7 protein-coding genes are annotated in these 11,259 nt (G+C 49.5%); all 7 read right to left on the bottom strand.

The features are described from left to right. Positions 1 to 39: 39 nt before the first annotated feature. Complete coding sequence (locus tag NF543_RS16450) at positions 40 to 966, bottom strand: dihydrodipicolinate synthase family protein (RefSeq protein ID WP_257669269.1); 927 nt, start codon at positions 964 to 966, stop codon at positions 40 to 42. A gap of 40 nt (positions 967 to 1,006) precedes the next feature. Then, positions 1,007 to 2,431: a sulfatase gene (locus NF543_RS16445; protein ID WP_257669268.1), complete on the bottom strand. Its 1,425-nt coding sequence runs from the start codon at positions 2,429 to 2,431 to the stop codon at positions 1,007 to 1,009. 132 nt (positions 2,432 to 2,563) lie between these two features. Continuing rightward, positions 2,564 to 3,499, bottom strand: a complete 936-nt coding sequence (locus NF543_RS16440) for a dihydrodipicolinate synthase family protein (protein ID WP_257669267.1) — start codon at positions 3,497 to 3,499, stop codon at positions 2,564 to 2,566. A gap of 131 nt (positions 3,500 to 3,630) precedes the next feature. Beyond that, the gene (locus NF543_RS16435) at positions 3,631 to 5,064 is read right to left on the bottom strand and encodes a sialate O-acetylesterase (protein ID WP_257669266.1); all 1,434 of its coding nucleotides are present in this window, start codon (positions 5,062 to 5,064) and stop codon (positions 3,631 to 3,633) included. Positions 5,065 to 5,097: 33 nt separating this feature from the next. Further along, positions 5,098 to 6,573 (bottom strand): sulfatase, encoded by a 1,476-nt coding sequence (locus NF543_RS16430; protein WP_257669265.1) that lies wholly within the window; start codon positions 6,571 to 6,573, stop codon positions 5,098 to 5,100. Positions 6,574 to 6,607: 34 nt separating this feature from the next. Beyond that, positions 6,608 to 8,062: a RagB/SusD family nutrient uptake outer membrane protein gene (locus tag NF543_RS16425; RefSeq protein WP_257669264.1), complete on the bottom strand. Its 1,455-nt coding sequence runs from the start codon at positions 8,060 to 8,062 to the stop codon at positions 6,608 to 6,610. Positions 8,063 to 8,073: 11 nt separating this feature from the next. Beyond that, a complete protein-coding gene (locus tag NF543_RS16420) occupies positions 8,074 to 11,214 on the bottom strand; it encodes a SusC/RagA family TonB-linked outer membrane protein (RefSeq protein ID WP_257669263.1) in 3,141 nt (1,046 codons plus the stop codon). Between the last annotated feature and the right edge of the window lie 45 nt (positions 11,215 to 11,259).

The raw sequence follows: 11,259 nt of genomic DNA, 5'->3' as shown, positions 1-11,259 counted from the left end.
CAGCTAGCCAAATAATCCATATGCTATTTGTGAAAATCCTCATCTATGTATGGGGGAAGTGCTATCCAACAGCGAAAAAAAATCCGTTTCTGTCAGCATAGCTATAAACGCTTCGGTTTCTATCGGGGTAAGGCCCTTCAATGGCAAACGGCATGGTCCCATATCAATGCCACGTGCTTTCATGACCGCCTTTTGCGCCGGAATGGGCGAAAATTTCATCAGTACCCTGACCATCTCGACCAATTTAAACTGCGTATCCTTTGCTTTTTCCAATTCACCGTCTGCAAAATAAGCCATTACCTGTTGGTATAGGGGTGCGGCATAATTATACGTGCTCCCAACAGCACCCCGTGCACCAATGACCAATGCTGACAAAAGTAATTCATCGTAGCCAAAGAGGATATCAAATTTACCGTTTTTATAATTGAGGCAGGCTTGGTACTCATGCAATGTGGAAGCGGTGTATTTAATGCCATACAACGTTGGTATCTGCTTCTCCGCCAGCGTCAAAAACTCCACCATATCCATCCCCACACCGGTCAATGCCGGAATATGGTAATAGTAAAATGGTGTGTTCGGCGCTTCCGCAGCAATGTCTACCATGCTTTCCACCAAGTTTGCCACTGAGGTCGGCTTAAAATAGAATGCCGCTACCGATGAAATGGCATCTGCTCCTGATGCTTCCGCGTGCCGGGCTAATTTCCGGGATTCTTGGATGGAAGAATGCCCTACATGTACCATCACCGTTAGCCTATCTGTGGCTGCCTTAATATACGCTTCGGCCACAGCCATCCGCTCGGCAATGGTCAGGCTGGGCCCTTCGCCGTTCGTACCGCATATAAATATCCCTTTTAAACCGTCGGCTACCAGTTTATCCACCATTGTCGGTATGATATCAAGATTCAGTGAACCATCCTCGTGGAACGTAGAAAATGTAGCAGCTATTAGACCTTCTATTTTTGTCATTTGTTTTTAGTTTTTACCCAATTCAACATATCCATTCCTTTTATTTCGTACGCTGAACAGGAAATCGGGCATTAATCGTTGTTAAGTGTGATAATAATTTTTCTTTCATGGCTTTCGCTCGTTCAGGATACAACTCACTGAGGTCTCGCTGTTCCCCGGGATCCGCGTTGATACGGTATAATTCAACATCATCATGTTCATAATGGTAAATCAGTTTATAATCTCCTATCCGCAAAGCTGATTGGGGTTTGGTATCAACAACGGGCTTATGGTAAAAAGGGAAATGCCAGTAGAGTTCTCTTTCCGCCATGGCATCTTCGCTTATATCCAACCCCAGGAAAGCAGGCAACAGGCTTATTCCATCGAGTTCGACATTCACCGGTATTTTTGACGAAGTGATATCGACCAACGTAGGAAGCAAATCCATGCCGGTTACCGGAAGGTCACTCACCGTTCCGCCGGCGATCCGGTCTGGCCACTTTACCAGCATCGGAACCCGGATACCTCCTTCATATAAATTCCACTTACTCCCATTAAAGGGCGTATTATCGGCATATTCAGGATGCCCTCCATTGTCAGATGTCAAAATAACCAAGGTGTTTTCCGCTAAAGCAAGCGCTTCCAAGGCTTGCAATAACCTACCAATGTGATGGTCCATTGTTTCCATAAAAGCGCCATAATGAACATGGTTTTCCGTGGCATCGTCGCCTAGCTTTTTCCGGTATTTATCATGTAGCCATTTGGTGCGGGTTTGCACCGGGGTATGCACATAGTACATGGAATAATAGAGAAAAAACGAGGTATCCCGATTGGATTTCAAAAAATCGATCGCCTTTTCAGTCAGTGAATCCACGGGAAATTTTCCTTCTTCAGTTTCATCAAATGGTTGGTTTCCGGTTTTGGGATAACCATACGAATGGCTACCACGGTGTGCTGAGCCGGTTGCAAAACCCTGCTGTAGCGGTCCAAATTTACCCCCCCAATCCAAATAAAGGTCGCTTTCCTGCGTCAAATGCCATTTCCCATAGAAACCGGCTATGTAACCAGGGCCTAAAACTTCCGGTATGGTCACCTCTTCCAAGGGCAAATCCCGGGGATATGGGGGCTGTAGAAGAGCCGTGTTCTTTGGTATTTCACTCTTATCAGGTTTGGTCACAAATTCGAAGTGCAACCTTGCAGGCGATTTGCCTGTCAGCAAGGAAGCCCTGGATGCAGAGCAAATTGGAGCAGGCGCATAGGCATTCGTAAATCGCAAACTCTCCTTCGCCAATGCATCGATATGGGGTGTTTCGTGCACAAAGTTGTTATAACAAGGCAAATCAGACCAGGCCAAATCATCAATCAGGATGAATACGATATTCGGGCGATCTGTGGTATTCGCTGCAAAACATGTGCATGACACCGTTGCCGCAATAAAAACAAGCAGTGCTTTTGCGTTAAATATTTTACGATTTCCCCTTATCATTTCTTCCCAATTTAAGTTTGCATGGTATGCACGTTTCCTTTTATTATGTAGAACATATCAACAAATATAAAAGATTATTTCATTCATCTCAAAATAAAATAACAAAAAATAGTACCACGGAGTGCCACCGGATTAATGCTCGAAAAAAAAGCTCGGCAATGCTTTCTTGGCATATTTCCTTGCCTCGTCCACGTTGGCTTCCGGGACGGACCGATATGGCCACCTGATCCGCGTGCTTATTTTACTCCAGCCGCCTACCACGGCCAAAAACTTGTCTAGGGCGGGATTTGAATATCCCGCGTTTTTTAACGGATCAATCGCCTTGCGGAAAAAACCAAGCAGCAATTTTTCAATCGCCAATGCTTCCTTCGTATCTGATAACATCAACGCATACCAGCGTTGGGCGCCCAAAGGGCTCAAACAGGCTATATTGGAATAAGCACCCGCTGCCACCCCCGAGGCGATACCCGTAGCAAGGTGATGTCCCGGCACAAAAATCGCCAGTTTTGCAGCGATAGGTTTCATTGCCTTGTACCATGACGTATCGCCATCGGCTACTTTGATACCGATCAATCCCGGTATCAGATTGGCCAATTGATTAAACTCCTGGGGCGTCACCATTCGTTTGGCATGGGGTGGATTATAGAGAACCAACGGGATCGGGAAGGCCTTTTCCTGTATCCGGGTTAAAAATTCAGCCTGTTCACTGTACGTAGGCGCCACCCAGTCCGGCAATATCAATTGGAAGGCCGATGGCCGCAAGTGTTTCAAGCTATTGAGGCGCTTAAGGGATATCTTAGGGTTAGTATCGCTGATACCGATCTGGAATGGAATGGCCGCCGCGTGGCATTTTTTTGCCAACATTTCATTTACCCGGAGTGTTTCCTCTTCCTCCAGGTTGTAAAATTCACCGGCAGTTCCACCTGAATAAATACCGTCTACTTTGATGCTGGTCAAATAATCAATTTCTTCGTCCAGTATATCAAAATCAATGTTTTCTGATGCCGTCAGCGGTAGCAAGAGGGTAGCCCAGTTGCCTTTCAAACTATTCGCGGTAAGGTATGCCATCTAACACGTACTTAAACTTGTTTATGCATTATAAGGTTTTGGTCCTGAATTAATTAATCATTGGCATGCAGTATTGGCTATTCCGGCTATTGCGTTACTAGGGGTGTTTCGGGTGTTAATTAATTGCATCCTTACCATTCATCGGTCCTAAACGATGAGGCCGGTAGTCCAGCTGAATTATATAAATCGCCGACAACCCAATCTTTAAAAGCATACCGGACACTCACCGGTTTGGCCACCTCCTGGCAGCTGACCACCACTTCGTCCTGTCCGGTAATACGTGCTTCAGCCGGATAAAATACCTGATCGGCGCCCGCCACCTCAAAATGGGCCAACGCTTGGGTCGAGGTCGAGGCGGTCAGTCCCTCCGCTACATGGTCAAAATGCAAACGGACGGCCTTTCCATCCACCTTCATGCGTTTTAACGCCGGACCAAACACTTCCCCGCGCCTCTTTTTATACGTTTCCGCCAGCGCGAGGTTGGATAGCCGATTGGCCACAGTTGTCTTGTCCGGCGGATGTATCGTGCTTTCGGATCCGACATCCATGGTAACGGCCATCCCGGCATGGGGGATTTCTTCAGCCGCATCCAATTGGGCTTCGCGGAGATACGCCGACTGATGGGTACCATCGTATTTATACGGTGCGATCTGCGCGTAATAAAATGGAAAATCTCCTTGTCCCCATCGTTGCCGCCAGCCGCGCACCATACCGGCAAACCAATCCGCATACCGGTCGGCTGTGGCCCGGTTTCCTTCACCCTGATACCATATCGCGCCTTTGATTCCGTATCCCAGAACCGGATAGATCATGGCATTGAATAGCACTGTCGGTGTATTTTTGGTCACCTTTTCGGGTACCGCTTGGCCGGCAAGTTCCGGAAATGAGTTGAGCGTGGTCGAATCCATCCACGCTTGGACCTTTGTGCCACCGTAGGCGGATTGTACGATGCCAACGGGCACGTCCAGTTCCTGTTGCAGATTTAAGGCAAACTGATAGGCAACTGCACTAAAGGACGACACCGATGCCGAATCGGACTGTGTCCACGTGGCATCACAGTCATCCAACGGATGTACCGCCTGCTTTACCGGCAGCCTGAATAAGCGGATAAGCGGATTGCCGGCTTCCGCAATGAGTTTAGCGGCATGCAGGGTTGTATCTCTAGGTCCGTTTCCCACCCGCATGCCCATATTAGACTGGCCCGAAGCCAGCCAGACTTCCCCGATCAACACGTCTCGCAACACCGTTTCGCTTCCGTCGTCCAGGTGAATCTCATAAGGCCCACCTGCTTCCGGTGTTTTCACCAGCAATCGCCAGGTACCGTCATCGTTTACGTTGGCGCGGTACTTTTTTCCATTCCAAGAAGTGGTAACATTAACTGACTGACCATCGGAGGTACCCCAAAGCGGTACGGTCGCTCGTTGTTGCAGTACCATACCATCACTCAATATAGCAGGCAGTTTGATATTGGCATAGGCCGACCCGAAAAGCATACCGACCCACAATAAGGCGATAGTCTTCATATAGTTAACTGGTCTCGTCACTGATATTTTCATATTGTTCATCGTATCGTGTTATTTGTTTGTATTCTGTACGTTTCAACGGTCACGCAGGATTGTCCCTTTCTGTCCCTTCCGCAACATGGTGCGCATCTTACGCAACGCTTTCTTATATTCCGTCCGGCCGGCTAAATTTTCGGTTTCGATACCTTCGCCATCATAGCTGTACAGCTCCGTTGCCATCACCGATGCATCGTTCATATTCCGCCATTCCGTATACCGGAAATCCGGGGAACGCACACTGTAACCCATCACGTCGGGGGTATCCTTATACATCCAGGGCCGTGGAAACTGACTGAACGCAACGCTTTTCCAGCGCCTATCCGGGTCAGCCAGCAACGGCGCCAAACTGGCACCTCCCAAGTCGCCGGAAACCGGCAAATCGGCAAGTTCCGACAACGTGGGGTAAAGATCCACTAGCTCCACCACGGCATCGGTGTGCATCCCATTGCCGGAATGGTCAGGAGCGGAAATAATCAACGGTACCCGCGTGTCTAGTTCAAAATTGGTTGTTTTACACCAAAGGCCAAGCTCACCCAGGTGGAAGCCATGATCACTCCACAGCACGATGATTGTATTGTCGAGCAATCCTTGCCGTGCCAGCTCATCCAACAGGTTGCCGATCTGCGCATCGATAAAGCTGATGCTGGCATAGTAACCGTGGCGCAGCTGATGGATCTGTTCATCAGATAGCGGCCCCATATCCGGTATGTCGGTATAACCGCGAAGTTCCACACCATCATGCAGCGCGATTTCCGGTGCATGTCCAGGCGGATCCGTACGAGAAGGCTTGGGAATTTGGGAATCATCATACAGGTCCCAATATTTCTTCGGCGCCGAAAACGGCAAATGCGGCCGCCTGAACCCGACCGCAAGGAAGAAACTGGTATCTTTCAGTTCCCGGATGGCCGCGATCGCGGCATTGCAAACCCTGCCGTCCACATAAGCGCTGTCAGGCACATCTGCAGATTCCGTAGCGGCTGCTTTCCAGGAAGTTTTAGATACTAGGTTCTCGCTCAGCACATATTTACCCCCGGCATCGTCGGTAACCGCCAGCACCGGAGGGGTCGACCAGGAAACCGGATCTTGTGCGCTCTTGGGATCATGATAGATCTTGCCAACACCGCGCACATCATATCCGTGCTGTTTGAAATGCTGCGGCAGCGTCACCACGTCTGGCAGCGCCTGCCGGAAATGGGTCTGTAAGTCCCAGACTTTGGTCGCATCCGGCCGCCTACCCGTCAGCACGGAAGCCCGTGAGGGTGCACAGACCGCCTGCTGGCAATAGGCGTGGTTAAATACCACGCCCCGATTGGCCAGTCGATCAATATTTGGCGTAATGGCAACCGCATCGCCGTAGCAACCCAGTTGTGGACGGAGATCATCTACCGCAATGAACAGCACATTGGGCTTCCCCGGCCGTTCATTATGTCCATCTCCGGCAGCTGATGCACGACCAGTGAGCCATACCAGCGCACAACACAGCAAGCTATATTTAACGTTTATCCAAACCATCTGCTCCTGTTATTCATCTTCCAATCAACCGTTGTTAGTACCCCGGCGTTTGAATAATATTGGGGTTCGTGTTGATGGATGTATTATGCACTGGCCACAGGAGAATATTTTGTTCATTCTCACGGCCGACCAATGACGGCACTTCATCAAATACCACTCCAAATCGGATTAGATCCCACCAGATCTTCCCTTCAGCAACAAACTCTCGCTTACGTTCATTCAAAATTTCGCGATCTATCTGGTCCGGCGATAAGGCGGCGGAGTAGAAATCAGCCGTGCCATAGGCCCGTTCTGCCACTGCATTCAGCCGTTCGATAGCCAGGGGTGAATTATCCAGTGCATTTTCGATCTCGGCGCTCATCAATAAGGCGTCCGCGTACCGGTAAACAACGATGTCAGCGTCGAAAACACGGGTTTGGTTCTGCCAGCTGCCCGCATACTTGTTGATCCATTGAAACGTTGCGTCTTTCGGTGCGTCGAAAAACGTCTCGAAACTTACATTAGTCCGTTGATCATCTTCGTTTTCTGACAAAAATGATTTGTAGGCATTCGTCAGGAAAATCCATTGCTGATGACTACCCACCTTAATGGGATTTTCGATGTACTGTGTCGATATGTATTGCAAAGGCACCAGGTAATCCGCCGGATACCCGCCGGTATATTCGTCCATGACATAGCTCCACGCAAATACGATTTCTTGATTGAGTTCACTGCTGAATACGCTTGAAAAGTCCGACATCAACGCATAATTGGAGTTACTCAACACCGCATCAACCACTTGTTTTGCCATATTCAATGCTTCCATTCCTCCACCCCTCACTTTCGCCATCCACAAATAATAATCAGCTTGCAATAGATTAATTGCCGCCTTGGATGCCAAATCGCGGTCGGTAACGCTCTCTGGCATCAGGGAATTGGCAGTTTCAAGGTCAATGCCTACTTGATCGAACACACGATCGGCCGGGTCACGTGAAGGATACAGATCTTCCTGCCCGCCAGACTCAAACCCGTTCAACAATACCGGAGCATCGCCCCAAATGCGCCCGATCCAGTAATAGCAAAAAGCCCTGACAAACAATGCATTGGCAAGCACCTTATTCTTATCTACTTCATTAGCAAAGGAAATGTCCGGCGTGTATTTCAGAATAAGATTGCAATCGTTGATTGTCGTATACAGGTTTTTCCAATTGGCATGGGTATGCGTACTGGTTAACTGGTTGGTAAACGGATCGCTATACGTTGCATTGGTGGCCAATCCCCCTCCCCATAAACCAGAGCGGTATTCCCCCCAGAAGGCATAGCCGTCTGAAAACGACGAACGCATCTCATTGTAGATACCATACATCGCCGCAACGGCGTCGCCTTCATCCGCCCACATGGCGTCTGCCGTAATGGCGCTTTTTTGGTTAACATCCAGTTTGTCATGGCATGCCTGCAATCCGAGCAAGCCGGTCATTATATAGATAAGATAATATTGTTTGATCTTCATGACGCTGTGATTTACAGTGTAATTTTAGCTCCAATCGAAAACCTTCTGATTGGCGGATAATTGTAATACCGGGTTGCGTTACTATTGCTATACGTAGTAGACGCTCCCACCTCGGGCGAAATACCCTTGCCCTGCACGGCAGAGAAATAATGCAGATTGTTTCCGGACAAGGTCAGGGTCATATCCTTGATTCCCAATTTAGCGAAGACCTTCTCCGGCATGCGGTATTGCAAGGTCACTTCCCGGATGCAGAGGTAATCACCTTTGTAATTGAATACGTCTGATGTCCTCGAAAAGTTCGAGTTGCCAGCGTCGGGATCGTTCGCCGTAAACCGGGCATACTTGGTGCCATCACCCTCTTGCTTCCACGTCTCTTTAACTTCGTCCACAATGGTGTAGTTGTTGGCAAAGGTATTCATGAAGTAGCGCATATACGCATTGTGGTTAATCGAATGTCCCAATGCCCAATCCACGAATATGTTCAGGCTAAAGTTTTTATACGAGAAGGAGTTATTCAAGCCACCGGTAGTGTGTGGCACCGTTACACCCAAGTCAAACTGGTCCATGGTCGTAATCCGCCCATCCCCATCGCGGTCCATCCATTCATAGTCGCCCGGCAATTTCCGGCCGCGTATGCTTTGTCCATCTGTAGGATCAAAGCCGCGCGCACGCTCATCGTACCGTGCATTGGCCGCCTGCTCCGCATTTTGCAGGATATGGTCCACCACATAGCCCGTATACCGATACAACGACTCCCCCTCGGCAGTACCGCCGAAAGCCGTCCCGTCAGCCAGGGTAATCCCGCCGATACGATTACGGTCTCGGCCATTGTCCGGCAATTCGAGCACTTTGTTCTTGACAAAGCTCCAAGTAAGTTTCGAATCCCAGGAAAATGCATCCGTCTGGATGTTGCGCGACGACAATTCCAAGTCATAACCATGGAACCGCACCTTGCCGACATTGGTTTGTACGTTATCAAAACCAGAAGTATTAGGCAGCTCCATGCTGAACAGCAAATCTTCCGTGATTTTGTTAAAATAATCGGCACTGATTGAAATCCGGTTATTGATAATATTCAAATCGAAACCAGCATCGAGCTGCGTCGAGGTTTCCCAGGTCAGGTCCCGGTTCGGCATGGTAGCGGTGGCATTGCCTGAGGTCCCAGGAACAATACCCGCATTTCCATTATACCGGGCGTCGGTCGCATACCGGCCAAGCGCATCGTACAACCCGATTGCGTTGTTACCCGTCTGTCCGTAACTTGTCCGCAGTTTTAAGTAATTGATGACCGGGCTATTCTGTAAGAAATTTTCGTCCGAAATCACCCAACCTGCTGACACCCCCGGGAAAAAGCCCCAGCGGTTCTCCTGCGCAAACAGCGACGAGCCGTCGACCCGAAATGTCGCCATCAGCAGGTATTTCTTCATGTAATCATAGGAGAGGCGACCGAAATAACCGATCAACACCTCTTCATCAAAATTGCTATCTGCGCCGGTCTTATTCGGTCCGGCGGTCAACGTAGGCACTTTGTCGGAGCTCGCACCCGTGGCGCTGGCGGAAAACCCCTTGTTATCGGTCACCTGGTACGAATAACCCGCCATCCCCGATAGCGCGTGCTGGCTACCAAAGGTCTCATCATAAGAGAGATAGGCGTCCAGTTTGGTCCGTTCCAGCTCAGCAAACCTAGCCTCAGTGGTCCGGAGACCGCTGAATTCATGCGCTCTTTCAAAATAATCATATTGCGTGGCGTGGTTATAGTTCGAAAGTTGGACATTGGCCTTCAATTGGTCCAAAATCCGGTAATTTAAACCACCAATCAAGGAAAGCCGTTGGTCCTTGTTTGCCACGTCGCGGGTATAATTCCACCAGACGGGGTTTGGCGAGGTAGCGTTGTAGCCTGGTGTCGGCCGACCGTCTGCATAGTATATTTTCTGGGTAGGCGGTGTAGCCAATCCCCTTGCAATCACGTTCTGCTGGTTTTCAAATTGACTGGAACGCGTCAACGAAAAATCAACGGCCGTATTTAATGTAAGCCGTTCCGAGATCGTCACATCCGTCTTTGCTCGTGCACTATAACGGGTATAACCGGTGCCTAAGGCTACGCCGGCATCATCCGTATAGCCACCGCTGGCCGCATACCGAAGATACTCATTGCCTCCATCGACGCCCAGGTAATAGTTTTGCCAAAGCACTTCGCGGAACATCAGCGATTGGTAATCGTTATCTTGATAGATCAATGTTCTACTTGGATCCACGGGGTCAGGCATCGAACTGTACCCTGCGGGCACAGCTTCACCCTCGCCTAGGTATCGGGTGGAATAAAGCGAGCTTTCATCATTGCCGGAACTGGCCGAATATCCCGAAGCGCTGTTGTACTGCGGGTTCGGACTCAAGGCCACGGCCGGGCGCACCGTATTGATATAGTCCCTCGAATTCATAAAATCGATGAGGGTTTCCGGTTCCTGGTATGCAAGGCTCGCATCAAACGTAATCCGCGGCGCCTGCGAGGCTGATCCCTGTTTGGTGGTAATCAACACCACCCCATTGGAAGCGCGCGAACCGTAGATGGCCGTAGACGCCGCATCTTTGAGCACTTCGATCGATTCCACATCATTGGGATTGATACCGGAAAACGCCCGTTCCACCCCATCCACCAGTACCAGCGGATTGTTTGATTTATTGATGGACGACCCACCTCGTATCCGGAAAACAGCATCCGCACCTGGCGTATTGTTGGACTGATACACGCGTGCACCGGCCACTTTGCCTTTCAATCCCTCCCCTACTGTACTGATGGGAATGTTACGCAAAGCCTCACCACTGATTTTCGTAATGGCTGAAGTAATCGTTCGGCGTGATTGGGTGCCATATCCCACCACCACGACTTCGTCCAAACGCTCATGTGCGCCGGCTAGCGTAATGTTGACTTCATTTGACGCGGGTATAGGAGTCTCTATCGTTTCGAACCCGATAGCCGTAAAAATGAGCACTTGCCCCGTGGGCGGCACATCGATGCTAAATGCTCCGTTTCCATCCGTAGTGGTTTTTGCATTTGAATCTTTGAGTGAAACCGTCACCCCTTCGAGCGGATTTCCGTCAGCCCCACTGACCGTACCCGCAACCCTCCTATCCTGTGCGACTACATGTTGCATTGAAAAAATAGTACAACACAGGAAAACAATAACTAACAAATTAAC

The sequence above is a fragment of the Parapedobacter tibetensis genome, from assembly GCF_024704835.1.
In the GTDB taxonomy this organism is placed as follows: Bacteria; Bacteroidota; Bacteroidia; order Sphingobacteriales; family Sphingobacteriaceae; genus Parapedobacter; species Parapedobacter tibetensis.
This window is presented reverse-complemented; position numbering and strand designations above follow the sequence as displayed.

Coding starts and splice junctions, on each gene's coding strand:
- NF543_RS16435 (WP_257669266.1), bottom strand. CDS start 5,064: ATGAACAATATGAAAATATCAGTGACGAGACCAGTTAACTATATGAAG.
- NF543_RS16450 (WP_257669269.1), bottom strand. CDS start 966: ATGACAAAAATAGAAGGTCTAATAGCTGCTACATTTTCTACGTTCCAC.
- NF543_RS16430 (WP_257669265.1), bottom strand. CDS start 6,573: ATGGTTTGGATAAACGTTAAATATAGCTTGCTGTGTTGTGCGCTGGTA.
- NF543_RS16445 (WP_257669268.1), bottom strand. CDS start 2,431: ATGATAAGGGGAAATCGTAAAATATTTAACGCAAAAGCACTGCTTGTT.
- NF543_RS16440 (WP_257669267.1), bottom strand. CDS start 3,499: ATGGCATACCTTACCGCGAATAGTTTGAAAGGCAACTGGGCTACCCTC.
- NF543_RS16425 (WP_257669264.1), bottom strand. CDS start 8,062: ATGAAGATCAAACAATATTATCTTATCTATATAATGACCGGCTTGCTC.
- NF543_RS16420 (WP_257669263.1), bottom strand. CDS start 11,214: ATGCAACATGTAGTCGCACAGGATAGGAGGGTTGCGGGTACGGTCAGT.